This is a genomic window from Chryseobacterium sp. HNCC26DJ238, assembly GCF_057180465.1.
In genome coordinates this window covers 12,708-38,563 of record NZ_JBXUGI010000010.1, presented here as the reverse complement: position 1 = coordinate 38,563, position 25,856 = coordinate 12,708, and the positions used below count along the sequence as shown (strand labels likewise).

Annotated in this window: 25 protein-coding genes; 17 read left to right on the top strand and 8 right to left on the bottom strand. The window is 37.4% G+C overall.

Annotated features, from left to right (window positions below; translation table 11 throughout):
• Positions 1-214 precede the first annotated feature (214 nt).
• Together AC2A07_RS10905 and AC2A07_RS10900 are read right to left on the bottom strand one after the other, a co-directional pair.
• Positions 215-2,854, bottom strand: a complete 2,640-nt coding sequence (locus AC2A07_RS10905) for a hypothetical protein (RefSeq protein WP_484050414.1) — start codon at positions 2,852-2,854, stop codon at positions 215-217.
• Between the two features lie 79 nt (positions 2,855-2,933).
• Positions 2,934-3,449, bottom strand: a complete 516-nt coding sequence (locus AC2A07_RS10900; protein WP_484050413.1) for a hypothetical protein — start codon at positions 3,447-3,449, stop codon at positions 2,934-2,936.
• 248 nt (positions 3,450-3,697) lie between these two features.
• Here AC2A07_RS10900 and AC2A07_RS10895 point away from each other — a divergent pair, with 248 nt between their 5' ends.
• The 17 genes from AC2A07_RS10895 to AC2A07_RS10815 all read left to right on the top strand — a co-directional run bounded on the left by AC2A07_RS10895 (position 3,698) and on the right by AC2A07_RS10815 (position 18,925).
• A complete protein-coding gene (locus tag AC2A07_RS10895) occupies positions 3,698-4,183 on the top strand; it encodes a hypothetical protein (protein WP_484050412.1) in 486 nt (161 codons plus the stop codon).
• Between the two features lie 166 nt (positions 4,184-4,349).
• The gene (locus AC2A07_RS10890; RefSeq protein ID WP_484050411.1) at positions 4,350-5,231 is read left to right on the top strand and encodes an AadS family aminoglycoside 6-adenylyltransferase; all 882 of its coding nucleotides are present in this window, start codon (positions 4,350-4,352) and stop codon (positions 5,229-5,231) included.
• A 113-nt stretch (positions 5,232-5,344) separates the two neighbouring features.
• On the top strand, positions 5,345-6,316 hold the full coding sequence (locus AC2A07_RS10885) for an aldo/keto reductase (protein ID WP_484050410.1): 972 nt from the start codon (positions 5,345-5,347) through the stop codon (positions 6,314-6,316).
• On the top strand, positions 6,317-7,144 hold the full coding sequence (locus tag AC2A07_RS10880) for a helix-turn-helix domain-containing protein (protein WP_484050409.1): 828 nt from the start codon (positions 6,317-6,319) through the stop codon (positions 7,142-7,144). It abuts the gene before it with no gap.
• A 117-nt stretch (positions 7,145-7,261) separates the two neighbouring features.
• Positions 7,262-7,882 carry a hypothetical protein gene (locus tag AC2A07_RS10875; RefSeq protein WP_484050408.1) on the top strand — a complete coding sequence of 207 codons (621 nt, stop codon included), beginning with the start codon at positions 7,262-7,264 and terminating at the stop codon, positions 7,880-7,882.
• 150 nt (positions 7,883-8,032) lie between these two features.
• Positions 8,033-8,734 (top strand): SMI1/KNR4 family protein, encoded by a 702-nt coding sequence (locus AC2A07_RS10870; RefSeq protein WP_484050407.1) that lies wholly within the window; start codon positions 8,033-8,035, stop codon positions 8,732-8,734.
• 105 nt (positions 8,735-8,839) lie between these two features.
• A complete protein-coding gene (locus AC2A07_RS10865; RefSeq protein ID WP_484050517.1) occupies positions 8,840-8,944 on the top strand; it encodes a hypothetical protein in 105 nt (34 codons plus the stop codon).
• Between the two features lie 10 nt (positions 8,945-8,954).
• On the top strand, positions 8,955-9,206 hold the full coding sequence (locus tag AC2A07_RS10860; RefSeq protein WP_484050406.1) for a hypothetical protein: 252 nt from the start codon (positions 8,955-8,957) through the stop codon (positions 9,204-9,206).
• A 563-nt stretch (positions 9,207-9,769) separates the two neighbouring features.
• Complete coding sequence (locus AC2A07_RS10855) at positions 9,770-10,303, top strand: DUF3575 domain-containing protein (RefSeq protein ID WP_484050405.1); 534 nt, start codon at positions 9,770-9,772, stop codon at positions 10,301-10,303.
• Positions 10,304-10,340: 37 nt separating this feature from the next.
• Positions 10,341-12,284: a S8 family serine peptidase gene (locus AC2A07_RS10850; protein ID WP_484050404.1), complete on the top strand. Its 1,944-nt coding sequence runs from the start codon at positions 10,341-10,343 to the stop codon at positions 12,282-12,284.
• Between the two features lie 177 nt (positions 12,285-12,461).
• Entirely contained in the window at positions 12,462-13,988 is a 1,527-nt protein-coding gene (locus tag AC2A07_RS10845; RefSeq protein ID WP_484050403.1) for a tetratricopeptide repeat protein, read from the top strand.
• A gap of 263 nt (positions 13,989-14,251) precedes the next feature.
• Positions 14,252-15,268, top strand: coding sequence for an LLM class flavin-dependent oxidoreductase (locus AC2A07_RS10840; protein ID WP_484050402.1), 1,017 nt, complete (start codon positions 14,252-14,254; stop codon positions 15,266-15,268).
• 285 nt (positions 15,269-15,553) lie between these two features.
• Positions 15,554-16,231 (top strand): GNAT family N-acetyltransferase, encoded by a 678-nt coding sequence (locus tag AC2A07_RS10835; RefSeq protein ID WP_484050401.1) that lies wholly within the window; start codon positions 15,554-15,556, stop codon positions 16,229-16,231.
• 131 nt (positions 16,232-16,362) lie between these two features.
• Positions 16,363-16,932: a Crp/Fnr family transcriptional regulator gene (locus AC2A07_RS10830; protein WP_484050400.1), complete on the top strand. Its 570-nt coding sequence runs from the start codon at positions 16,363-16,365 to the stop codon at positions 16,930-16,932.
• A 66-nt stretch (positions 16,933-16,998) separates the two neighbouring features.
• Positions 16,999-17,526, top strand: a complete 528-nt coding sequence (locus AC2A07_RS10825) for a heme-binding protein (protein WP_484050399.1) — start codon at positions 16,999-17,001, stop codon at positions 17,524-17,526.
• A gap of 20 nt (positions 17,527-17,546) precedes the next feature.
• Positions 17,547-17,954: a hydroxyisourate hydrolase gene (gene uraH, locus AC2A07_RS10820; RefSeq protein ID WP_484050398.1), complete on the top strand. Its 408-nt coding sequence runs from the start codon at positions 17,547-17,549 to the stop codon at positions 17,952-17,954.
• A 101-nt stretch (positions 17,955-18,055) separates the two neighbouring features.
• Positions 18,056-18,925, top strand: coding sequence for a DUF1932 domain-containing protein (locus AC2A07_RS10815; RefSeq protein WP_484050397.1), 870 nt, complete (start codon positions 18,056-18,058; stop codon positions 18,923-18,925).
• 284 nt (positions 18,926-19,209) lie between these two features.
• On the opposite strand, the gene AC2A07_RS10810 is transcribed toward AC2A07_RS10815, so the two are convergent.
• The 6 genes from AC2A07_RS10810 to AC2A07_RS10785 all read right to left on the bottom strand — a co-directional run bounded on the left by AC2A07_RS10810 (position 19,210) and on the right by AC2A07_RS10785 (position 25,602).
• Positions 19,210-20,046: a sugar phosphate isomerase/epimerase family protein gene (locus AC2A07_RS10810; protein WP_484050396.1), complete on the bottom strand. Its 837-nt coding sequence runs from the start codon at positions 20,044-20,046 to the stop codon at positions 19,210-19,212.
• A gap of 28 nt (positions 20,047-20,074) precedes the next feature.
• Positions 20,075-21,484 (bottom strand): carbohydrate porin, encoded by a 1,410-nt coding sequence (locus tag AC2A07_RS10805; protein WP_484050395.1) that lies wholly within the window; start codon positions 21,482-21,484, stop codon positions 20,075-20,077.
• Positions 21,485-21,488: 4 nt separating this feature from the next.
• Positions 21,489-22,733, bottom strand: coding sequence for an L-fucose:H+ symporter permease (fucP, locus tag AC2A07_RS10800; protein ID WP_484050394.1), 1,245 nt, complete (start codon positions 22,731-22,733; stop codon positions 21,489-21,491).
• A 5-nt stretch (positions 22,734-22,738) separates the two neighbouring features.
• On the bottom strand, positions 22,739-23,656 hold the full coding sequence (locus AC2A07_RS10795; RefSeq protein ID WP_484050393.1) for a carbohydrate kinase family protein: 918 nt from the start codon (positions 23,654-23,656) through the stop codon (positions 22,739-22,741).
• 38 nt (positions 23,657-23,694) lie between these two features.
• A complete protein-coding gene (locus tag AC2A07_RS10790; RefSeq protein ID WP_484050392.1) occupies positions 23,695-24,702 on the bottom strand; it encodes a LacI family DNA-binding transcriptional regulator in 1,008 nt (335 codons plus the stop codon).
• A 699-nt stretch (positions 24,703-25,401) separates the two neighbouring features.
• Entirely contained in the window at positions 25,402-25,602 is a 201-nt protein-coding gene (locus AC2A07_RS10785) for a hypothetical protein (RefSeq protein ID WP_314499290.1), read from the bottom strand.
• Positions 25,603-25,856: the final 254 nt, after the last annotated feature.

Genomic DNA, 25,856 nt, shown 5'->3' with positions numbered 1-25,856 from the left:
CTCTTTTTAATATATATTGAAATCGTCTGATATCATTTTTACAGAAGGTACTATTGAGATTTTATTTTAAATATTATAAAAAGAGCCCGTTTTTCCAATTGTTGAAAACGGACTCTACTAAATGAGCGAATTAGATTATCTTCAATATTTATTCACTCAGATTTTGATTTTACGATCTAAAGAAATATAATTTATCTTCATAAAATTATGCTCTCTACTTCGCTGAAATATTATTTCGATCTGACGGGTAATAATACTTAAACTTATTTTTTGATTCTTCAGCAAAGTTCTTAGGGAGTGCCAGATCGATTAATTTTCTGTTTATTTTTTGTCTGGTTTCACTTAACGAATATGCAGCATCCGTATTAATCATTTTGTTCTCAATAATCGTATTACTGTCAGCAGTTTGCAGACTGATCTTCTGTCCGTTTCTTGTAAACGTTATAAACAGTTTATTACGTGCCTTATCTGAAATAAACTCAATATCATTTACACTGATCATGCGATTGAGATGATCTAGCGCTTGATCATCTGACAAAGCACTTTCAAATAATTTTTTCATTTTTAATGTATCAGTCATTTTAATATTATAGTTTATCAGATGTGTTGAAAAATTAACTGCAAGCAGTTTGTTGCTATTCAAAACTTTTATTGCCATATCACTGTTTTTTTTATCAGATGTATGATCAAACAAGGATGAATAGATTGGATCAAGAAGCATATGTCCTGCTAAAAGTGATTGCTGGGCAATTGCCGATCCTGTTATTGTAAGAAGTTTTAAAAATCTTTTTTCAACAAGATCCTTGTTTATCTTGTTATTGGGATTTTTCAGATAATCGCTTAATTTAAGGGGTTTAAAATCAACGTCTCCGCCTTTTAAGAGGAAAAAATTACTGAATAATAAAGAGAAATTGGTAAACTCATTAATCATATCATAATTAAATAACTCATCAAGTATTTTTTTTTGATCTAAGACCTTTAATCCTTCTATAGCTGATAAATAATAATAATAAGGTTTATTAGAATCTCTTGTTGATGAAAAAGGAAACATAAGAGATTGTACAGCATTTTGCAAATCTTTACCATAAAAAGCATAAAATAAATCTCTTGTTGGAGAATATATTTCTTTTATTTCAAATTCTATTTCACTTTCATTTTCCAAATTTTCATTTGAGGAGACATAAAAGTACACATCGTTGTTTGGAAAATCACTTAGTGACTTTAAACATTGCTGACATTCCTGTATAAAGAAATTCTGATAATCCCTATAAGCAGATATCTGTACGCCAGATACCTTCCAACTTTTCGTCAATTCACTGCATTTTTCATAATCCCTGTATAGAAGAGCAGTTGCTTTCCCATTGAGAACGTCTGTCTTCCATATAATTCTGTCCATCTGATCAAATGTAAATTGAAAAGAAAGTGACATCATTTTATACATACTCAGCGTAGTGTCAGTAAGATTGTCAATTTTTGATTCAATTTTGACGAGATGGTCATCTATTCTGTCAAATCTTTCATTCATAATAACCATCATCTTCTGCAACATTTGCATTTCTGCACTTGGCTTTGATTTACCGGAAAATCCACCTATTCCTGTGACTACGCTTGCTAAACCAGAAGCATCACCTGCATAGATTCTTGCCGCACCCGAGAGAATTGAAACTGCGCTCATAAATTTACCCGCATTTTCTGCATCTTTTCCTTTCAATACACCACTATTTACCAACCCTCCATAAATTGCTGAAGAATACTGCTCTACGTCAGCAGCAACACTGATGATGGTTTCTTTTGTTCTGATTTCTTTAAGCTCATTAATAAGTTTTTCTTTATATTCCGGTGGAAATACCTTGTCAAAATGCCCCTTTGCCAAACCTTCGAGCTTTTGTCTGGTATCTAAATTTTGAAACGCATAACCACTTAGGATATCGATCTGAAATGTGTTCTGTGCAATTAAAGAACTATGCTCTTCCTGCTTGTTTCTGAACAGTGCAACATCGGACTGCATATCCATCATTTCATGTTCCAATTTATTAATTCGGATGTTATTAACCAGGATACGTTGCTGTATATTATCAAGTGTTTGAAAAACTTCGTTTTGATTCTTTGTTAATACAGTAATCGAATTTCCCACTTCTGAAAGATTTTTTGTGACATCCTGAGTAATTTGTAACTGAAATTCTGCAACCTGACTGCTAAGAAGTCTGACACTTTCCCTGTAATTATTTACCCTTACATTGAGAAGTCCCGTATCAGCACGATTTTTTTTTATAAAATCGTAAGCTCTTTTGGTTAATTCTTTATTGAAAATTGCATATTCATCTTTCCTTAACGAGGGGATTTTTTTATGGGCTAAAGAAAATAGATTATTAAAAGCAGTTTCATCATTAGCTGTTGTAATATCAATTCCCTTTGTGTATAAAATATTCGTGAGATTGACAATCATTTTGTCAATTTCCGTTCCATGCTCTGCAATTTTATTTCGAAACTCGTTATCAATATATAACTCATGTGCCTGCTGTATTGCAGGAATTAAAAAATTAGTAACGTGTTTGGATGGCAACATACCTGCATAGTTTGACAGTACATTAACACCATATTTACGCAGTTCATTTTCAGCTCTCCACATTGACTCCTGTATTTCATTCTGCTTTTTGAAAATTTCAAGGCTGTTATTAAAAGAAGAAATGTAACTATCAATTTCCTCTTTGGTTTTTAACGGATACTTGTTTTGCTCTTCGATTTTTAAATCACGGAAATTACTTCCTGTTGGTTTTTGATCTAGTTCCATATTGACCGCATATAAAATTTCAGAAGAACTGTCGGCAATATCAAATTTTTTGTACTCACTCAAAATAGATTGACCCTTTACTATTAATATTGAAGATAACATGCAAACACACAAAACTATTAATACAAAATACTTTTTCATTTCAGTTAATTTTGATATATGTATATAAAGCAATATTTTTTGGTCTGGTTTCAAGTCCGCCATAGTTATCAGAATTATATTCTGTAGGATCCCAAGCAAATTGAGACCATGAACCTTTTCCACTTACTTTGTTTCCCTTTGCAGATTTATATTTATGATTATGACTTTTAAGTGTATCTGATTGGTATTCGCCAGCCAGCCGTTGCCTATGATTTTCATTAAAAAAAAGATCAGCCTTACTATCATTTCGCTTTAAGTTGAGACTTCTGATAAATAAACCTCTAACATCAGGAATTTCTATAATACCGTGCTTCTTATTAAGTGCTGAACCCTTAACAGGTATCTGATCATCCATCAATACCCATCCGTCTCCGTTTTCTTCTATAAATTTTACAGGCGCCAATATCGAATATTTAACATCTCCAATAGCACCGACTGATTTTCGCTCGACCTGGTTAAATGAAATGATCATTAATACCAAGGCTAATAAAATAAATGAATAAATTGTTGTTTTCATAATAAATTAATTAATGGTTATTAAATTGTCTAAATTTCCTATTGCTAAAGTATATATATCCTAATCTGGAAAAAATAACACAAAAGGGTGTTTTTATAAAACAAAAACGGTAATCATGAGTATAGTATAATTCATATTCAAAATGAGCTGTACAGAGTTTACTTTTTGAATACCGGATTCATCTGGTCATTCCCCTTTCAACCATCACTTTTTTTACTTATTTTTACCTCATAACAGATAAGATATCTATGAAAAAAATCGTATTGGGTGGAATCCTGACTTTAGGGGGATTATCAATGGCTCAGGCACAGTGTAAAACAGTATCGACGTTGGTAGAAAATTTTGATACCTGGAAAGAAATGAACAAATGCTGGACTGCTCATCAGGGCAAAGCAATGCTGTACAGCAGTGATAAAAAAGTCGTTTTTTATTCGATGACGAATCCCGGGGAAAATATGTATCTGGTAACGCCGAAAATTAAAGCCGGAAAATATACACTGACCCTTGACATTTCAGACAACGGCGGAGACACCACTCTTGAACTGTTAGCACTCAACAGTCCTTCTGATGTTAAATCATCTGTTACAATCGCCAAAGCTTCAAAAATAGCAGGAGGTAAAAAGACATTTGATCTCTCTTTGAAAAAAGATTCTAACCTGGGTCTGAAAGTAATGCTGAACGGAATACATCAGGCTGTTTACGTAGATAATTTTTCATTGAAGCCCAGAAAATAATTACCTACAACTAACTTTCATATGTTAATCAGGATTGAAAAATCATCCTGCATTTCCGAGAAGATACAAAATCAATAATGTTCTCCACAGCCTCTTGGCCTTGGAGAATTTTTTTTTCAGGTAATTTTATATATTTGATTATTCTGATCAAGAATCCCTTAAACCAATGAAAGCAAGAGAAGATAAATTAAAATCCATATTGAAATGGGCTGAATTGAACGAATCGGTAAGAGCAGTTCTTCTGACCAGTTCACTCGTCAATCCTTTGGCCCCTGTCGACGAATTGAGTGATCTCGATCTTGAACTTATTTTCGATAGCAACACCTACTATATTAACAACAAAGACTGGATCAGCTATTTTGGAAAGCCCATCGCCATGATCGAAGAAGATGAACATTTTTTTGATCATATTCACGCAATGAAAATGATTCTGTATGAGGACGGTGTGAAAGTTGACTTCAAATTATACAGCAAATTCAGATTTCTTGAACAGGTTAAACTGAATGAACTACCAGAAGACTGGGATATCGGATATCAGGTGATGATAGATAAGGACGGCATCACCTCGCAGATGCAGAAACCGACTTATCAGGTTTCCCTGATTAAAAAGCCTTCCGAAAAAAATTTCCGGCAATTGCTGAATGATTTTTGGTGGGACACTACCTATGTGGCAAAAGGTCTTGAGAGGGATGAGATATTTTATGCGAAATGGATGTCTGAAACAAATATCCGGACTGATTATTTAATCCCTTTAATTGAATGGTATATTGCCAGCCTACACCATTGGAATATAACAACCAATAAGTACGGAAGGCTTTTTAAAAAATATCTGCCTGCGGAACTTTGGACGAAAACCGAACAGACATTTTCAGGAAGCAGCATTGAAGATAATTGGAATGCATTGTATGCCATGGCAGATCTGGTTTCAGAGATCGGAACTCAGCTTGCATATAACTTACATTATGAATATCCTGAAAAATTAGAAACGGATATCAGAAATTATTTGGAGACTGTAAAAATGAAAGCAAAATGCGGCATTATGAAATGAATTTCAGAAAAATGAAATTTCAAAATGGTGATGAATGATTACTGAGCCGTACAGACATTTTATTTGAGCCTCAGACGCAACAGAACTGTTCTCTCAACCTCTACATTTGCTGTATGAAAAATATTACAAAAATTCAGCTGGGCAAAAATGGCCCGTTAGTATCCGGACTTGGTTTGGGCTGTATGCGCATGTCACCGATTTGGGGAGGTTCTGCCCCGGACGAGGCAGAAAGTATTGCAACGATACGGGAAGCGCTTGATCAGGGAATAAATTTTTTAAATACAGGAGACTTTTACGGTGCCGGTCATAATGAGATGCTGATCGGTAAGGCTGTCAAAGGAAGGCGTGATGACGCTTTTATCAGCGTGAAATTCGGTGCTGTCTTTCACAACGGTCAGTGGCTGGGAATGGATCTGCGTCCTGTCTCCATAAAAAATTTCATCAATTATTCGCTGACGCGTCTGGGGATAGAGGCCATTGATCTTTATCAGCCCAGCAGAATGGATGACAGTGTACCCGTTGAAGACATCATCGGAACCGTTGCAGATCTGATCAAAGAAGGGAAAGTGCGTCACCTCGGTGTTTCTGAAATTACTGCTGACCAGCTTCGTAAAGCTGACAGCATCTATCCTGTCAGTGCACTTGAGATCGGCTATTCACTTGCCGACCGTCAGATAGAAAATGAACTTCTTCCTGCAGCAAAGGAGTTAGGTATTGCGGTGGTGGCATTTGCCAATACTGCTGAAGGACTGCTGACCGGTGAAATGAAAGCACCGCTTGCTGAAAACGATTACCGCAATCACTTCTCCCGTTTTCAGGGTGACAACTTATTGAGCAACCTGGAGAAAGTTGAAGTTTTAAAAGAACTTGCAGCCCGTAAAGGAATAACCCCGACCCAGACCGCAATTGCGTGGGTTAAAAATCAGGGTGATTACATTATGCCTCTTGTAAGTATGAGCCGACGGTCACGTTTGCCGGAAAACACCGCAGCAATGGATATTGTATTTACCCCGGAAGAAATGAACATCTTAAACACTACCTTTGCTTCAGGCGCCATTAAAGGCGGCACTTATTTACAACGTTAAATGGAAAGTCCAGCAGAAATACTTCCGGGAGTGATCTTTTATTCTTACCTCTCTGCCGAGCGGAAAGAGAAAGTCTGTTTCTGGAACCATCACACTTTAGTATTGCAGGTTTCGGGTCAGCTGATTCTTGAAACCTCAGCACAGACAATTTCACTCATCGGAGGTGAACTGCTGCTGATCGGCAGAAATCAGCTGGGCACGCTTACAAAAACACCGCTGCCAGGCGGAAATTATGAAACAATTGTCATTTCCCTGCAGGAAGATCTGCTTCGTAAGATCGTACTGGAAGAAAAGCTTGAATCAGACCGGAAATACATGGGTCCGCCCAATCTCTTAATTCCATCCAATGAATTCCTGCAGGGATATTTTCAGTCTATTATTCCCTATGCAAGAAGATCCGGAGCTGAAATGACTGATGAGATGGGAATCCTGAAAGTAAAGGAAGGAATTAAATTGTTGCTGCTTGCAATGCCTGAACTCCGGAACTTTTTGTTTGACTTTTCAGAACCTTACAAGATTGATCTTGAAAAATTTATGCTGAGTAATTTTCATTTCAATGTTGCTGTAGAAAGGTTTGCACAGCTTACCGGACGGAGCCTTGCAGGCTTCAAGCGTGATTTCCAGAAGATTTTTGGGATGCCACCCCGCCAGTGGCTGCAACAAAAAAGACTGAGCGCAGCAAAATATCTGATCGAAACAAAACACCTGAAACCATCTGAAATCTATCTTGATCTGGGGTTTCAGAGCCTCTCTCATTTTTCCCATTCTTTTAAGAAAAAGTTTGGACATTCCCCCGGAGTATTTCTGAAGCAGGAAACAATCAGGTAAGGCACAGTTTATTGATTTCAGTAAATTTTGTATTTTTAGACGAACATACTCATTATAAAACAGAGTGATTACATAAAAAAGACAGATGAATTAGTGTGAAAAAACCTGACAACTGCTATGGAAAGAACGATTCATGATGAAATACAAATTTTAAAAAACTTTGTTGAAGGAAAAATTTCTGCCGGAGATTTTGAACAGCAGATTTATACCAATCATGCATTGGAAAAGCTGCTTTCTGACGCTGTCATTGACTGGCACGGGACTTATCTGCAAAATACCAATGTATTCTTATATGTATGTGAACAGAATTTCAGCACTGCTGCCGGAGTACTCAATATTCACGGTGCTATTCAGCTCTTTTTATCAAAAACAGGTGAACAGGCCTTACCATCTGACAAATATGCTGACGACTATGAAATTATTACAGGAATCAGTCCTAAGTATATTGATGCAGATCCTGAATTTATTAAAAAACACATTGTACCTGCAAACCGTACTCTTTCAAAAGCAGATCGGAAAAAATATATCAGACAACGCTATTCCGAACTTTTTAAGTATCAGAGCAAACCGCCTCACTGGATACAAAATCCTGAGTGGCCTGTAAAAAATGAAAAACCATTATTCTTTCTGGGACAGATTGAGATTAAAAGTCATGGATTATTTCACGATAACGGAGCGGTGTACTTATTTGCAGATACTGATACCAAAGATATAGAAACTATAAAACAGTTTTATTAAAAATCCCCGGTCTCAACTGTATTTACTTCGATAAACTGTGAAATTTGAGCTGAATTTCTGTGGAAATTTTATATTTTAGATAAACATTTTCAGCCCCAGAAGTTTTCGATGGTAAAAGCTGTAACCGTAACGATCTAAAATCACAGAATTATGACCCTTACTGATATTGAAAAAGAATACCACTTCAAATATCCTGAATTATATAAAAAACTGGAACAGGACGGAATGCTTGACGTTGGAGAATATGGCCCCGATTGGTATGCAACCGTTTATCCTAAACTTCAAGACCGTCCTACTCTTCTGCTTCATTCCTATGATTTTGAACTGCTGAGCGTGAACGCTGTTGATGAAGCCATCAGAGAATTGTCTGATCCTGAAGGATACAGAGAGATCAAACCGGAATTGAAATTAATCCCATTCGGACAGACAGGAGGCGGAGACCATTATTGTTTCTTCATCACAAAACAGCAACAACAGGACTACCCCATCGTATTGGTCTGGCACGACTGTAATGAAGTGAACTATCTTGCTAAAAATCTACAGGATTATATTTTCAGGGCTGTCCTGACCGATATGTCTGAACAGGATACCTATAATGATGTTGACGATGATGAGTTCAGAGAAAACCTTACTCATATTCTGAAAACGCACACTCAATATCTTGCCGCAAAACAGACTGATACTTTACAGGACATACTCTCAAGAGAAATAATCGATTACGATATTGAATTGCCAAAAGGAAGAAAAGAAACGCACCGCGGCCTTTTAACCGATCAAGAACTAAAGGAGATACTGAATGACATTATTCCTTTTGAAAAAATGGATGCTTCGTTTCCCTATGCTGACGAGTAGATAAACAGGAAATATAATAGCTGTACTGTAAACGCTGATGCACTTACTGAATCCCAAGCTCAATAAATATGAAAAACCAATGTGCTTTGAAGCTCTCATTAAAGCATATGTTTCTGGCAAGATGACAGAACTGATGATTTTGATGATCATAGTGTCAGCGGACCCAATCATATGATACTACGGAGAAAGGATAATTTTTCAGGAAGCTAAAAGAAAAGTTATGGAAACAGAATTTAGCAACAATATCTTAATTGCAGAGTTAAAAAACAGTTTTTCAGAAATTGACAGCCTGATCAGTAAAGATCACCACCCCGAAACGGTACTCCGGCAACAGGATTTAATAATTGATTTATTGATTAAAAACAGGATCAGCGGATTGGGGAATTATTCAGCCAATAAACGGGCTGAGAAAATCTCACCAATGTTTATGGAATACCAACTGTTTCAGGTAGATTCATCTTTACTTCTTTAGCAATAAAGTTTAAAAATATCATTGTCTTATCCATTAAGATGCTTCACCATATTTTACTCTTTACAGTAATTATTTTATATTCATATTAAAATTATCTATTGTCATTCCATTTCCCTGTACAGCAAATTGTGGCATAACCTTACGGAACTGTCTTATGAATTTGAGAATCATAACAGCAACTTATCATTTCAAAATTTAATTTTTTCTACAAAATCAATCTCTTAAAATAATGATCATCTTTTAAAGAAAATACTTTTTGAATAGTATAAATCTGAACTGATTTTGTCTCCTTCCATTACAGCCTCAAAATGATATTCTCAGGGAAAATCATTTACCCAAACGATTACCCTACCCTTCATCTTAAGAAGTCATTCTCTGCAATTCAAGGGAAAAATGTCTGAATCACCAAAACATAACACGTTGAAATTCATATTTTTAAACAGAAAAGTACCTTGATGGTACTTCAATTTTTCGATACTTTTTTTCATATATCCCTTTATTTGCAAACGTTATTTCTGCCAACATCATGGCAGATCATCTATTAATAATTAAAATTTAAAAAAATGAAAAAACAGTTAATTGCAGTTTGCTTGATTCTTTTTGTAACGGCTACAGCACAGCAGAAAAACTCGATTAAGGTTAATCCTCTATCCGTTTTATTCGGAGGCGGAAGTGATCTTGTGTCTTACGAACGTGCAGTGAGTAAACATTCAAGTGTTGGATTAAGTGCCGGTTACGGAACATTTAAAATTGATGAATACAAATACAACTTTGTAGGGGGGAATGCTTTTTACAGATACTATACGAAGGAAGCACTGAGAGGATTATATTTTTCAGGATCAGCTGGCTTCGGAGGGGGACGCACTAAATATAATGCAAATAAAAAAGAAATGAAAGATTCTTATTCTGCATTTGATCTCAGTGCACTCATCGGTTATCAGTGGCTGTTTAAAAGCGGATTTACGATCGATGTAAATGGTGGTGTTTCTTATTTATCACTTGATTACAAGGAAGACCATCAAATGCCTAAACCTAATAATGCAAAAGCAAATGCTGTTTTACCAAATTTAGGAGTAGGGCTTGGATATTCTTTTTAAAACCATAATTCAGATACTTTAAAGACAATAATTTTGTATGAAACTAAGAATAATTTTTATTGTACAGCTTATAAGCATCACAATCAACGCCCAGACAGGAGAAGATCGTGAAATTATTAAAAAGTCTTATGACCTGAATATGCTGAATGCAATTAAACGAAACAGTGAAATAAAATATCTTGAACAGCAGTCTAAAATCAATTCTTATTTACTAAGTAATCCTGAAAAGAAAAGACAGTTTAACAAGAATGGAAACTTTTATTTTTTGCACCACATCAGCGATGATGGAATTCCTATTTACATCAATACCAAGGATACTCAACAAATTCTGAATGCTAAAACCCATCAGCTTTATCAGGGTGGAAGTCTCGGGATAAATATTACAGGTACCGGTATGGTAGCCGGCGTGTGGGACGGCGGTCAGGTAAGTACAACCCACGAGCTGCTACAGGGGAAAGTACAAATGCAAAACGCACAGACATTGACGGATATTGCAGGTGATTTTCATATGAGTGCTGTTTCTGGCATACTTGTAGGAAGAGATCTCTCTTCCGGTAATTTTAGCACACTTGCTGCCGGTGCCAAAGGTATAGCTTACGATGCTACTACAAAAAACTATGACTGGGATAATGACATTTCGGAAATGGTCAATTTTGCTTCTGATGGCTATCTGATTTCCAATCATTCTTACGGATACGATAATCTGACTACCGTTCCGACATGGGTATTCGGCGCATATGATGCTACTTCCAGAGAATGGGATGAATTGTTGAAACAGACCCCTTATTATCTTCCGTTTGTAGCAGTAGGTAATGAACAAAGCGATCCCGAAAGTGGAAATCTTGCAGATGGAGGTTTTGATATGATTACAGGATCCAGTGCTGCTAAGAATGTATTAACCGTAGGGTCTATCGATACAAACAACTCTATGACATCGTACAGTAATTGGGGACCGACGGACGACGGAAGGGTAAAACCCGATCTGGTCACATTGGGAAGTAATGTAAATACTGCAGACAGTTCTTCGGGCAGTAATGATTACACGGGAAACATTGACGATTCATCAGGTACCTCATATGCTTCTCCTGTTGCCGCCGCAACAGCGCTGCTCTTACAGCAATATTATCATTCAATCTTCGGATCATACATGAAGGCATCATCTTTAAAGGCACTCATGCTTCACACAGCTGATGATTCAGGAAATGCAGGTCCGGATGCCAAATTCGGATGGGGTATCCTGAATGCTGCGAAAGCGGCGGAAACGATACGTCAGATGCAGCCGGGAGGCAGTGCAAAACTGATTGAATCTGTTACAAACCCATTAAATAATGATTCAGACTTTTTATCAGTGAATGGAATCAGCGGTCAACAGGCACTGAGGGTATCTGTATGCTGGACGGATGATCAGGGGACCGAACAGACTTCATCCGATGTTGCAGACAATACTAATTCCAGACTTGTCTACAGATTCGGTGCTTCCTTAAAGGTTCAGCCGGCAGGTGTCGGATCTGTAACAAAATATCCTTTCAAACCATTAAGTATTCTTAATCCGCAGGCGGTTGCCGTAGAAGGTTCAGGAATATGGGATAATCATGTAGACAATTACCAGCAAATCAACGCAGCCGGTATCGCTGATGCTGATGTAACGGTAAATGTTTACAAACATTCTTCTTCACCAGCTACATTGAAACCCTACTCCCTGCTGATAACAGGCCTTAAAGCAACGAATGCATCACTAGCAACTTCTGAAATTAAGCGAAAAGAAAAAATTGTTTTTTATGATTCCAAAGAAGGTGCTGTTAAAATGATATCCAATGATATCAATGAAGTTTTCGGAGACTATAAAATTCTGGACATATCAGGAAGAATCATACAGTCCGGGAAAGAAAACTCAAAACAGATTGTTGTTAAAAATCTTTCAAAAGGTGTATATATTGTTCTATATGGTAACTTTAAGCAAGTATTTAAATTTAAACTCTGATTGCTGACTGACTAAATAGTTGATAAATAATTGTCTTTCAACCCACAAATCGTTTTTTTAATTATTGGATGAGCCGTTCAGATTTATTGAGCGGCTTTTTTTATATTAATGTATAATAATATAATTATCTTTAGTTGACAGAAACATTGAGGCAAACAATAAAATTTAACTGATCCTGTGAAATCTAAAATTTATTTAAAAAGTAACACATTTTTAAAAATTCTCTGCATCAGATTAGTTTATCTTCTGACTGTTTTTGTGTCAGCTCAACTCTATTGTAAAAACAGTGATAAAAAAACAGACAGTCTTTTGATGCTGGCTGACCGTTTCATCCACAAAGATTATCAAAAATCTTTACTGTACTCGACAGAAGCAAGCCGGATTGCCGAAAAAGATTCCGATTCTGAAAAAAAAGCCTGGTCTTATTTTTACATGGCAAAATCGATGGCCTTATTAAGTAAATTTCGCGAGAGTGCTCTTTACATCGATAAGGGATTGAAGGAAAAATCCATAGAAGAAATTCCTATTCTAAAAGCACTCCTTAAACTCCTTAAAACGAGCCTTTACAGCCGTTTAGGTATGAAAAGTCTTATGATAGAGGACAGTAATAATGTACTGGAAATTTTAGAAAATGATTCATCTTTAGAATCCCGCCTGGTAAAAGCCCGGACCCTTTACAGCTTAAGCCTTGCTGTCAGTAACCGGAAACAGTCAGATCATTATGCATATCAATGTCAAAATATTTTAAACCAGATTTCTGAAAAACAATATGATGATGTCAGAACGATTTTTAAATTCAAATCTTACTTTTATAATATCAGAGGTGAAATTCTGTTAGAAAGAAAAAATCTGGATTCAGCTCAATACTATTTTTTTAAAGCCTACCACGATAGCTTTAATGATGGTTATGCTAGCAAGAGTACTTTCCTGAATTCAATAGGAAACCTTTACAGTAAAAAAGGTGACCAAAGGAAAGCTTTGGAATATTACCTTAAAACTTTGGCTGACATCAAACAAAATGACACTAATGCTTTTGCAAGAGACGGTCCAGGTTTGTTAAAAGAAATTTACACTATATACAAATTATCAGGTGACGATAAGAATTATAAGTTATATTACGAACAGTATAAAAGTGCACATGAAGGTTTTTCGCAGCACCTCAACAATGAAATATTAAGTACAACCAATACACTTTTAGATAAAAAAATAGCTGAACATGCCGAGGAGAAACAAGATATAACTGTTTTGTTAGCGATTATAATATTTTCTACAATAGCTATTTTGATTTTTTTCTTGTATTACCATTCAAAAATACGACGCAAAAAAGATCTTCTCCTTGAACAAAAAGAAATTGTTCTTTTAAAAACAGAACAGGATGCATCTACACTATCAATGAAAGTAGATGATACTCTTCAAGAGGTTGTAGAAGCAGCAAAAAAAAATCTTCCCGAATTCTGGTCTCTCTTTCAAAAACTGTATCCTGATTTCAGTAAAAAATTATTAATTCTAAATCCTGATATGAAAACCTCGGAACTTATCTTGTGTGCGTATGCTTTTTTAGGATTTACATCGAAAGATATTGCCGTTTATACTTTTAAAGCAGTACAGACCGTTAAAAACAATAAACATAATGTAAGAAAAAGGCTTAGTATTCCAGCTAAACAAGACCTTAATATCTGGTTAAGGGAGTTTTATGATAGATAACTTTTTACGGAGTTCTATGATACTGAATCTCAGATGAGATTAAAATTAATTATCAGCTTCACCAATTAGTAATGAATCTGTTGTTTAAAAATAGAATTGAGTTAAAAGATGCGGTCATATATTTCATTTAGCTTATGAGATTATTCCTCTATTAAAAAAGTTAAAATGTAACCTGTCTTTCGAATGCATCCACAAATATGCCTTGTATAATAGTTACATTTTGTAACTTTGTACTCTATTCATATTAAATACTCAAAACTCCAATGAAGAACGGTATATCCTACTCCATTTTAGAACTTGCTATCGTATCAGAAGGAAGTACATTTAAACAGACTTTAAATAATTCGCTGGCATTAGCCAAAACAGCGGAAAAATATCATTATAAGCGGTATTGGTTTGCAGAACATCATAACTCGGAATCTGTAGGGAGCAGTGCTACTTCTATTCTGATTGGTTATGTTGCCGAAAATACAGAATCTATCAGAGTCGGTTCCGGTGGTATTATGCTTCCCAACCATTCCCCTCTGATTATTGCCGAACAGTTTGGAACGCTTGCTCATTTATATCCCAACCGGATTGATCTGGGTCTGGGCAGGGCTCCTGGAACGGATACTTTGACAGCACAGGCGATCCGGATCGATTTTATGAAAGCAGCCCATTCTTTTCCTGCAGAAGTTGAAAAAATTGAAAACTACTTTTCATCTGCCAATAAAAACTCAAAAGTACGGGCAGCCATTGCGGAAGGAACAGAAGTTCCGATTTATATCCTCGGCTCAAGCACCGACAGTGCACATCTTGCTGCTGCGAAAGGACTTCCCTATGCATTTGCAAGCCATTTTGCCTCTACCCATTTGATGAATGCCCTGAATATTTACAGAGAGGAATTTCAGCCTTCAGAATTTCAGAAAGAACCATATACGATTGCAGGAGTAAATATTGTCATCGCAGATACTGAGGAAAAGGCACAGCGCTTATATACCTCACTGATCCGTATGTTTTTCAATATTTTAACCGGAAATTCACAGCCTCTCCATCCACCGACAGAGATGACTGAGGATTTAAAAGAAGTGGTGAAACATCCAAGCCTGCATCAGATGCTTAAATATTCATTTGTCGGTACTGAAGAAACTGTTAAAAAGCAGCTGAAAGCATTTATCGATGAAACAAAAGTTGATGAACTTATTATGGTATCAACCATTTATTCTATTGAAGACAGAATCAGATCTGCTGAGTTATTTGCGAAAATTATGCAGGAAATCAACAGTGAGCAAACGCTTTAATCGTATTTCCTCTTGTTTCAAAAATCTCTGTTTATTATGAACCTGAAATTCAAGGTTGATGAAAACCATAGGGTAAGTAAGGGAATAAACTTTAATCAACAAGTTGTAAACCTCAGCACAATTCAAAAAAATGAATATCTCACAGAATCATTTCTACTCTTTGACAACAGGCAAGGGAAACATAGAATATAATTTTAGTAAAATGACAATACGGTATTATCCTTAGCTCAATACAGTCAGAAAAAACAGACGATCACAACAGATATTAAAAAATAAGACAATCCTATGCAGACAGATAAATTAGACAATCCGGCATGGCATTCCCTGAATGAAAACCACCGTGACTTTGCTGTCAGGTATCACGACATACATTTTTATCATCCTGACTACTGTCCATTCGGAGGATTTTTAAATTCTACCGAAACAGAGAAAGGAATTCAGTTATATGCTTCACTGACGGATAACTTTTTTATCGTTGGTGACAAGCCATCTGTAAGTCGGACGTTATATATAAAACATGAATTAGTGTGTCATCAGATGATCCTCGATAAAGAAACAAATGTTGAGATCACTGAAAATATTACAGATCTACAGACGGATATTCAGAGAAAAAATCTTTTTACATTGGTCAATCTCGTTCAGCCAGGCTATTTTAAAGAGAAAACAGCAGATCTTGGAAATTACTATGGCATTTACAAAGACAATGTCTTAGCTGCCGTTGCAGGAGAAAGGATGAAAATGAATGGGTACACAGAACTGAGTGCGATTATCACTCATCCTGAACATTCTGGAAGGGGTTTTGCAAAACAGCTGATTTCCCATGCAGCGAAAAAAATTTCTGACAGAGGAAATATTCCCTATTTACATGTTGCCCGTAACAATCTACACGCAGTAAAATTATATGATAAACTGGGCTTTGTAACAAGAAAGGACATCAGTTTCTGGAATATAGGAATCACGTAAAGATATTTTTAACCCGTGGCTTCTTTATTGTAATGGGAATATACAGTCCTGTAAAGTTTAATACTTTGTATGATATAATATGATTAAAAAATCTTCAAACCCAATGATTAACGGTAGCGGTGCATCATTCCATGTATAAAATTCTGGAAAAATTCTTATACAGTAAAAGTAATATTGATCCACGGACGGTCGATAAGATTACTTCATGCTTCACCCCATTAACGACAAAACGGAACCAGATCCTTCTGGAGTATGACCAGATCTGCAGGCATTATTATTTTATCAACAGGGGATGTATCCGTTTATTCACGACCAGTAAAGAGGGAACAGAAAACTCAAGATATTTTGCCTTTGAAGGAAATTTTGCCACAGCCCTACCAAGTTTCATAGACCAAAACCCCGCTCAGGAATATCTGCAGACCATTGAAAAATCCGAACTCCTCTGTATTTCAAGAAGCGATTTTTATCACCTGACCAAGACAATACCAGAATTTGCCGCAGTATATACAGAGATTCTTGAACTCGGATTTATTACAGCACAGAAGAGAATCTATGGTTTTCAGGGTTTCGATGCATTCGATAAAGTAAAATGGATCATTGAACATCAGCCGCAGTTTCTCCTTCGGGTATCCAATAAAATGGCAGCTTCGTATTTAGGAATATCCCCTTCCACATTAAGCAGAATAAAATCGAAACTCTGAAAACGTTGACATAGCACAACGTTTTTGATTTTTTCAGTATTTACCTTTACCTAAAAAATAAAGGAGATGAAAATACAATACTTATTGTTCCTGTTGAGTCCGGTTCTGTTCGTAGCACAAATAAAGAATTCGGTCCCGGATCAATTTTTGCCGAAGCAACAGTATGTAAAAGCAGTGAATACTTTAACCCCTGAAGCCGCACTGGAATTAGCAGGTCGTGTAAATACTGCAGCAGCGGAACTCGGTAAACACGTCTCTTTAGCATTTTTAGATGCTTCCGGTACAACACTGTTGATTCTGAGAGGTAATGGTGCAGGTCCGCATAATACAGAAGCTGCAAGGAGAAAAGCGTATACTGCGTTATCTACAAAAACATCCACGCTTCAATTATTAAGAAACTCAGAACTGAATACGGATACTAAAAATCTGAATACACTCCCGGAATTGCTTCTGCTGAGCGGAGGAGTACCTATTCTGTACCGGGGTGACATTATCGGGAGTATTGGAGTCGCAGGTGGTGGCAGCCCTGAAAATGATAACAGTATTGCCATGGCTGCATCGATCCCCGAACTGGGCATCGCCACAAAAAAATAATTTAACTTAAAATAAAAAGAATGAAAAAATTAATCTTTGTAATGTTTTTTGCATTATGGTCAACATTCTCACTGGCTCAGAGTAATCGGTACCAGCTTTCAAGCCATATACTGGATGTCTCCAAAGGGATGCCTGCTGCAGGAGTGCAGATTAAACTCGAAAAATACAACGGTCAGTCAAAGACCTGGACCTTTGTTGACGAAAAAGTGACGGATACCAACGGAAGGATCTCAGACTTTCTGCCTTCAGAAAAATCCAACAACGGTATTTACCGGTTAACCTATTACACCAGTGAGTATTTTAAAAAGAATAACACCGAAAGTTTTTATCCTTTTATTGAAGTGGTATTTCAGATTAAGGATGGTAATCATTACCATGTTCCGATCACGCTATCCGCTTACGGCTATTCAACGTACAGAGGTAACTGATACAGGATTTAGAAGATATAGGTATCAGTGACTCAATATTGATTTAATCCTTATTAAAGGAAAAAGTCACACTTTTGCAGGATAATGTTTACATTTAAATAATGAAAAAAGAAATCACCATAGGCCTGCTGTTTCCCGGAGATATGGGAATTGCCATTCCGGAAGTGCTGCTCAGCAAAAACTTCCGTGTGGTAACCGCAGGAGAAGGAAGATCAGGAAAAACAGTGGCTAATATTCAGAAATCAGCTATTGAAGATCTCATTTCCCTAAAAAAAGTGGTACTGCATTCGGATATCATCCTGTCAGTGAACAGCCCTAACAAGAGTGTTGAAATTGCTGAAGAAGTCTGCCAATATATCGCCAAAAGCAAAAACAAACCTGTCTTTGCCGATCTTAATTCAAATACCCCTGAATCTGCACTGATCCTCGACGGGCTTTTTTCTTCAAATAACATCATCTTCATTAATGGTGCCGTATTGGGATCATCAAAAGATATGAAAAAAGATGCTGTTATTATTCTGAGCGGGGAAAACAGAAAAATACTGACCGATCTGTTCGATGGAATATTCAACACAAAAGATGCCGGCTTCAAAATAGAATCTGCATCCGCCTACAAACTGCTTTTCTCTCTTGTAAACAAAGGCATCAATGCTGTTTTCTTTGAAGCAATGGCCGGAGCAGCACACTATGGAATCATTGATGAGCTGAACAGCAGCCTGCAACTTTATTTACCCGGCACTTATCAGGATCTGGTTAAGACGACCCCTACCTATGCCCATCATATCGACCGACGGATGCACGAAATGCAGGGACTTTCAGCAATGCAGAAAACCGAAGACTTGCCCAGTTACATTTCTTCGGCGGCGGCCAAAATTTTTGAAACAGTCAGTAAAAGTGGTGTTTTTCAGGGAACCGAACCGTCTGATGTTGCTGAAACTTTCCGGCTTTTTAAACATTTTAAAACGGATTAAATAATACATACTGAAACAGGCTCTCTGCATCTTAAAAAATAACCTCTTTATTTTCTTCCAGGCTTAGATTCTACCAGTAAAGAATTCAGGAGACTCTCTGTCATTCCACAGAAATCTCAACAGCAGATTCATAACAAAGTTCAGATCAGATTCTTCAGAAATGACAACCTATATGTAAAAATCAGGTTTAGAAAGGAGTACCGAAGGCATATTTAAATCAACAACACCAATTATTTTATATTATTCTTCATTGAAACTGTAACACTGCTTTTTCCTTTCTCTGCTTAAAAATGATCCCTCAGAAATTTTAAACTTTTTATCGCCAGCTCTTCAGCATTATAAGAGGAAGTCTGCCAGAGAGATACCATCTGCTGCATTCCCGGGATCGATGATGAGAAGTTTTCCAGAACCAGATTGCCTGTAAAATCAATCTTTTTCAGTGCATCAGACAGTTGCTGCCAGTTAACGGTTCCTTCTCCCGGCATTCCGCGATGGGACTCTGTGATATGAAGATGCTTCAGTTTTTGATCTGCCAGAAGAACCGGATCATAGAAATTACTCTCTTCGATATTCATGTGGAAAGTATCCAGATGTACAAAAAGATTATTCTTCCCTGTTTTTTTGATCAGATCCAGAACATTCTGCGCTGTGTTGCATACATAAGATTCATAACGGTTGACCGGCTCAATGGCTATGTCAATATTTCTCGTCTGCGCATAATCTGCCACTGAGGACCACACTTCAGCAATTACCTCTTTTTCATTCTCACTCAGAGGATCACCGGAAAAAACACCAATTCCGCCATGCAGTACGCCACATAGAAGATTGGCTTCCAGTGCTTCAACCTGATCCAACGCCTTTTTTATCAGTATTTCAGCCTGTTTCGGATAAAATGCGATATGGGCCTCTTTCGGAAGGTTCAATGAACAGACGACATCAAGATGATGATTTCTGAGCTGTTGTCTGACTTCTTTTGCATTAAACTCCATGGAATTCGGAAGAAGAATTTCGATCAGATCAAAACCGGTTTCTGCGGTTTTTTCAATAGCATATTTTCCTGCTTCAGGAGTCCAGACGGGAGTGATCCATGATAAAAGTGATGCCCCTAATTTTACATTCATAATACGATACTTTAAAGCTGTTTATATTTTAAAAAATCCACCATTCCGTTCTTACTCCGAGGTAAGTCCCAAATCGCTTACCTCCGCTTTGCTGCAGAAAAGGAGAATAAAGGGTGGAGAGTGCATGGTCGTTATACCTTGATACCTCTGCGATCAGACGGATATGAGGTCTTCCCCAGACACTTCTTTCCCCGGTTGGAACAATTGTAGGTGCCAAAGCGAATTTAACCATCGATGAAGGATCCTGCGTGCCGTCTTTTCTCTGTGCATAATGCAGTTCAGAGAGGATATGAAACCAGTCGTTGAGATAATAAGTTGTTCTTATACCGGTGTTGAATTCAGATTTCCTGTTGAAAATCTCACGCTGGTAATAGTCCATAGCCTGATCATTATTCTGTGCACCTCCTTTGCTCTGAGTATAGACTGCATATGCATTGAATGACAATTTTTCTGAAAGGTTTAATAGAATATGCTCAACGGCAGTCAGTGAATAGGCGCCTCTGTAGGTTTTTGACAATTCATCGGGAGCTCCGTAGGTTCTCCACGTCTGGGTATTCCCGGCATCTCCCCCATTGGCGATTCCGCTTCCGTATCGCAGTGAAATCTGGTTGAAAGATCCCGGAAGTTTTGTTTTTAATACGCTGTTCAGCTTTGCTCCCAAAACCCATCCCTGATCTGACGGATACTGCTCAACAGAATTTTTCCCGGATTTGTCTACATAATGGAATTCTGCAAGCAGTTTCAGCTGGTGAGCTTTATTTTTGAATGGAATCACCTGCTCAAGGATCATGACTTCTCTCTGTCTGTAGATCAGGCTCTTTGTCCCGCTAATGACATTGGTGTAAGAATAGGGTGATGAATTGGTCGCCGCCGTATCAATCGCCGCAGGAAAAAACATTGAAAATCTTGTGTTTTTATGTCTCAGTCCCCATCCCGTTGCGGAATGATCATCAAAATAAAAGTAATCTGCAATGTGGACATCATCATAGCGCAGCCAACGGGATCCTGCCCAGACATCCCAGTCGCTTCCCATCAGGTTTCTTGCTTCCACAAAAGCTTCCGGGAGGGCAATGATCATTCCCTTATTTGATTTGGAATCAACATTACCAAGAAAAGTTCCGCCGGAATAAAAACTTAATCTGGCCTGCATATCAATCTTTGTTTTTTTTGTACTGTCCCCTTTCATCACCGGGGTGAAGTGAAATGCAGGTAAAAAGTCAACATAGTCTCCCTGATCCAGCCTTCCGCCCAAGGATCCCTGGTTATTAAGATTAAGCTGCCTTCCTGTTCTTCCGTCTGCATTCGGTGAGTATCCTGCGCCAATCCTTCCGGTTGTTCCCATCGAAAAATCTTTATTGGTGATCACAATCTGGGCAAAGAAAGTACTGCCGGCACACAGGAGAAACGTGCACCAGAAATATAAAAATCTCGTTTTCATTGATTTACTTCAGGGTTTTAGGTTGGTAAAATTTTAAAGCAAATAACAGAATGACAACATAACAGATGATAGGTAACAAATAGGCATGTGCAATATCGGTCTCCGCTATTTTACCCATCAGAGGAGGAAATACAGCACCCCCGAACATTGCCATCACCAAAAAAGAAGATGCCTGCGGAACTTTGCTTCCCAATCTTTTTAATCCGAGACTGAAAATCGTAGGATACATGACGCTCAGGAACAGATTCAGTAAAATAAGACTGATAAAAGAGGTCCAGCCCAGGCTCTGCGAAATGATCAGGCAAAGGACAATGTTACATCCTGTGAACAGCGCAAGAAGTTTGTTCGGCGCAATATATTTCATTAAAAAAGTTCCGGCAAACCTTCCGATCATCATCATGGCCATACTGAGTGAGAAATAATAGGAAGCCTGTATTTCGGGAAGATGCATCTTTTCTACGCCATAGTTGATGAAATAGGCCCACGTTCCGCCCTGTGCTGCAATATTGAAAAACTGGGCAACCACTGCAAAAATAAAGTGTCTCTGCTTCCACAGTGGTGCATCGGGATCAGACAGTGCAGCATCAGTTTTTTCTTCATTTTCTGAATGGTGAGCTTCTTCTGCATGCGGATCTTTCAGGCCTGGGACTTTTACCAGTGAGAAAACAATGGTAATGATCAGGATAATCACCCCGATCCAGGTATAAAGGTCTTTGACAGAATCAAGCGACCGATCATCTGTTCCCGAAGTTCCGAAAATAAAATATCCTCCCAGAAGCGGTCCGATGATGGCACCTAAACCATTGAATGACTGCGCAAAATTAACACGCTGATCACTCGTTCTTTCATCTCCCAAAGCAGCAACGAACGGATGGGCAACTGTCTCAAGTGTTGCCATTCCCATTGCCAGAACAAACAGTGCAAATCTGAAAAAATTAAATGACACCTGATTGGCTGCCGGGATGAAAAGAAATGACCCAAACGCAAAAAGTGACAGTCCCAGTATCACTCCTTTCTTGTAACCGAATTTTTTCATAAACAGACCGGCAGGAATTCCCATCAGTGCATACGCTCCGAATATGGAGAGCTGTACCAGACCGGATTTTGATTTGGAAATATTCAGTACATTCTGAAAATGCTTGTTGAGGACATCTCCCATCGTCAGGGCAACTGCCCAGAAGAAAAAAAGTGAAATAACAAAGGCCAATACAATGTAATATTTCTTTTCCGTAAATTTTGCAGTGCTCATAGCCGTTATTTTAAAATGGTGTTGGAAAATTGCTCATCTCTGAATGCGATGAATTCTTCGTAAGTATAATCCGGACAGGCACCGGACTTTGAAGTGATAAAGGCGCCTAATGATACCGCCTGTTTCATAATTTCTTCGGGTGAGGCTCCAAGGATTCTTTTTGACAGAAATCCCGCAAGAAAAGAATCTCCGCTTCCTACCGTATCATTGATCTCTATGGGTATTGCTGAGAAAGAATAATCTTTGTCTCCGATAAAATATCTTGCTCCTTTGCTTCCTTTGGTCAGGACAATTTCGTTGATGCTGAAATACTTTTGAATATGCTGCACACTGGCTTCTTCATCGATGTATGCTTCACCAAGGAATTCAATAATCTGTCTCAGTTCAGCTTTATTCATTTTCACAAGATCAGTTTTGTGAAGCAATTCTTTAATAAGATCAAAATCGATAAACGGAGGACGGAAATTGACATCGAAAACCCTGAACTTTGCCTGATCGATTAACTGAAGCAAAGTTTTCTTTGATTCAGTATTCCTGGCAATGAGACTTCCGAAAACAAATGCTTCAGAATTTCTGATGAGTTCACTGTGTTCTGGTAAACATTCTATATGATCCCATGCTACGTCATTGATAATGTCATAGTGTGCTTCTCCCTGTTCGTCAAAAGTGGCTGTAACAGTTCCCGTTGGTTTCTGATCATCTGTCTGTATGTTTTCAGTAGAAATCCCCCAGCTTTTTATCTGTGTTAAAAGATCATTTCCCAGTCCGTCTTTTCCGATCTTACTGATCATCTGAACGTCGGTATTCATTTTACTGAGATTATAGGCGACATTGAAAGGTGCACCTCCTGCTCTCGCACCGGAAGGAAAAAGGTCCCAGAGTACTTCTCCGAAACAGACGATATAAGGTTTATTGGTATCCATATAATTAGATTAAACGTTTAAGTATTTTGATAAAAAAATTATTTTGTCGAGTTTTTTATGATTAATTCTCCGGAGAGATTAATTCTTTTTGCTGTTGAACTGTATTGATTGATCTGCAGGTCCAGCAACTGTATTGCTTCATCTGCCATCTGTTCCAGAGGCTGCCTGATATAGGTAATTTCTGCAGGGAACAGCTGATACGCTTCTGTCTCATCAAAAGCTACAACTGAAACCTGTTCCGGCACTTTGATATTATTTTTGACCAGATAGGCAAGACCGGCAACAGCAAGTTTGTTACTGGAAAAATACAGGGCTGTATTTTTAGGATCCTTACCTAAAACATCCGCAAGCCGGCTGTGAATTTCGTTGGTGATGTTATCTAAACCTACCTTGATAAAGCTTACAGCCGTTTTCTTATCAGAGCCTGTGATTCCGTCTTCAAAACCGTGCTGACGATCCAGCAGATGAGGAAGCTGAGTCTCATAGCCTATATAAATAAGACGATCAAAATCCTTTTCAAGAAGATAAGAAGTGGTATTTTCAGAGATTTCCCGGTTATTCAGAAGTACTCCCGGAATATTGATTCCTTTTAAATAGCGGTCAATCGTAACAAGAGGATAATTTTTATCTAACAGTTTCTGTAAAACATTTTCTGAACCTGTCACAGGCGCGACGATCATTCCATCGACCTGCTGCTGAGAGAACAGCTCAATCAGTTTTCCAAATTTCTCCGCATTTTCATCAGAACTCCCGATAATTAAAGTGTAACCAAGCTTTAATGCCCGGTCTTCAAGATTTCTGGCAATACCTGAATAAAAATCGTTGGAGATATCTGCAACGATAAGGCCTAATAATTTACTCCGGTTATTCTGAAGGCTTTGGGCTATTCTGTTGGGCGTGTAGTTAATCGTTTCAGCAATTTCGAAAATTTTCTCTCTCGTTTTTTCATTAATTCTCTGTCCTTCTTTTTTATTGAGCACATAGGAAACAGTTGCCACGGAAACACCGGCAATTCTGGCAATATCTTTAATAGATGCTCGTTTCATAGTTCTGATTAACCGTGCAAAGTATTTAATAATAAATTAAAAAAACAATAGTTAGTTTTTTTTGTGTAATTCAGAAAAAAATGTAATTTGGCAAATTTTTTATACTCAAAAACAAATCCATTAAGATATTCATTATCAAACATTTAAATATCACAATGAAATTAATTATAATTTTCCATGAACAAATAATTACATTAAGGTTAATTTTTGGTTAAACGTTTAATCAATTTTAGTGCAAAGTTTCTTTAAGTATAATTATTGAATTGTAAAACAGATCATTTGGAAACACTGGAAGGGTTGAGTAGGGCAATACTAATGTACACCTGTCAAAAGTCCCTACTCTACTGACAGTCCAACACCTAAATGTCCTGAGGACTGCTCAATATTAGCTGGAATTCAGAATTATTTCAATGTACGTGGAAAAACATGGAAAAGGTTCATGGAAGGATGCTTATACATTAACCCCTAAAGGCATTTTAGAAAAAAGCGGATATGAGAATTAATTTTATCTGGATCATTCCCACAGCAACGAGATTCCTGGAACGTACCTGTTTAAAGACATCATGGATTAGTGATGATATAATCCCTTAGAAACCAGAAGGATGATCCGTGAAACATATAGACATTTACATTCAATTTCTGAAAATTTCCTGTCCAACCTTCCTAATCGTCAGATATGGTACTTTGCACTTTTATCTATTATTTGGGCATCATGATCATTTTGGCGTTTGCCCCATCTCTGATCTGAATTTTCTTTTCATCTGCCATCCGCTGCAGAAATGCATTCCGGTCTTCCAGACTCATCTGCAAGATATGGTCAAAATCACCAAAACCGCTGCCGTTATTCCCTCCCGACTGCTTATGTTTTGCCTTTACAAGCTCAAGAATTTTCAGTTCCATCTCATTCATTTCACAAAGATACAATCAATAAATTTCTCACAGTCATATTTCGTTTTTTTTTCAAATTTTTGCCTATTATGAAAGTTTATGATGCCATTTAAGTACTAAAATCACTAAAGAAATTTAATAAAGTACTGCGTATATCATTGATTATAAATGACTGTTTGGCTTATCAGTTTTGAAAGACTTAGTTTTATCACTGAAGCTAACTGTACCTAACTTTTCAATGGTATGACCTCTGAATAGATTTCAAC

What these genes read in the sequence shown, in the direction of transcription:
- AC2A07_RS10900 (WP_484050413.1), bottom strand. Translation starts at nt 3,449, where the DNA reads ATGAAAACAACAATTTATTCATTTATTTTATTAGCCTTGGTATTAATG.
- AC2A07_RS10895 (WP_484050412.1), top strand. Translation starts at nt 3,698, where the DNA reads ATGAAAAAAATCGTATTGGGTGGAATCCTGACTTTAGGGGGATTATCA.
- AC2A07_RS10890 (WP_484050411.1), top strand. Translation starts at nt 4,350, where the DNA reads ATGAAAGCAAGAGAAGATAAATTAAAATCCATATTGAAATGGGCTGAA.
- AC2A07_RS10885 (WP_484050410.1), top strand. Translation starts at nt 5,345, where the DNA reads ATGAAAAATATTACAAAAATTCAGCTGGGCAAAAATGGCCCGTTAGTA.
- AC2A07_RS10880 (WP_484050409.1), top strand. Translation starts at nt 6,317, where the DNA reads ATGGAAAGTCCAGCAGAAATACTTCCGGGAGTGATCTTTTATTCTTAC.
- AC2A07_RS10875 (WP_484050408.1), top strand. Translation starts at nt 7,262, where the DNA reads ATGGAAAGAACGATTCATGATGAAATACAAATTTTAAAAAACTTTGTT.
- AC2A07_RS10870 (WP_484050407.1), top strand. Translation starts at nt 8,033, where the DNA reads ATGACCCTTACTGATATTGAAAAAGAATACCACTTCAAATATCCTGAA.
- AC2A07_RS10860 (WP_484050406.1), top strand. Translation starts at nt 8,955, where the DNA reads ATGGAAACAGAATTTAGCAACAATATCTTAATTGCAGAGTTAAAAAAC.
- AC2A07_RS10855 (WP_484050405.1), top strand. Translation starts at nt 9,770, where the DNA reads ATGAAAAAACAGTTAATTGCAGTTTGCTTGATTCTTTTTGTAACGGCT.
- AC2A07_RS10850 (WP_484050404.1), top strand. Translation starts at nt 10,341, where the DNA reads ATGAAACTAAGAATAATTTTTATTGTACAGCTTATAAGCATCACAATC.
- AC2A07_RS10840 (WP_484050402.1), top strand. Translation starts at nt 14,252, where the DNA reads ATGAAGAACGGTATATCCTACTCCATTTTAGAACTTGCTATCGTATCA.
- AC2A07_RS10835 (WP_484050401.1), top strand. Translation starts at nt 15,554, where the DNA reads ATGCAGACAGATAAATTAGACAATCCGGCATGGCATTCCCTGAATGAA.
- AC2A07_RS10830 (WP_484050400.1), top strand. Translation starts at nt 16,363, where the DNA reads ATGTATAAAATTCTGGAAAAATTCTTATACAGTAAAAGTAATATTGAT.
- AC2A07_RS10825 (WP_484050399.1), top strand. Translation starts at nt 16,999, where the DNA reads ATGAAAATACAATACTTATTGTTCCTGTTGAGTCCGGTTCTGTTCGTA.
- uraH (WP_484050398.1), top strand. Translation starts at nt 17,547, where the DNA reads ATGAAAAAATTAATCTTTGTAATGTTTTTTGCATTATGGTCAACATTC.
- AC2A07_RS10815 (WP_484050397.1), top strand. Translation starts at nt 18,056, where the DNA reads ATGAAAAAAGAAATCACCATAGGCCTGCTGTTTCCCGGAGATATGGGA.
- AC2A07_RS10810 (WP_484050396.1), bottom strand. Translation starts at nt 20,046, where the DNA reads ATGAATGTAAAATTAGGGGCATCACTTTTATCATGGATCACTCCCGTC.
- AC2A07_RS10805 (WP_484050395.1), bottom strand. Translation starts at nt 21,484, where the DNA reads ATGAAAACGAGATTTTTATATTTCTGGTGCACGTTTCTCCTGTGTGCC.
- fucP (WP_484050394.1), bottom strand. Translation starts at nt 22,733, where the DNA reads ATGAGCACTGCAAAATTTACGGAAAAGAAATATTACATTGTATTGGCC.
- AC2A07_RS10795 (WP_484050393.1), bottom strand. Translation starts at nt 23,656, where the DNA reads ATGGATACCAATAAACCTTATATCGTCTGTTTCGGAGAAGTACTCTGG.
- AC2A07_RS10790 (WP_484050392.1), bottom strand. Translation starts at nt 24,702, where the DNA reads ATGAAACGAGCATCTATTAAAGATATTGCCAGAATTGCCGGTGTTTCC.
- AC2A07_RS10785 (WP_314499290.1), bottom strand. Translation starts at nt 25,602, where the DNA reads ATGGAACTGAAAATTCTTGAGCTTGTAAAGGCAAAACATAAGCAGTCG.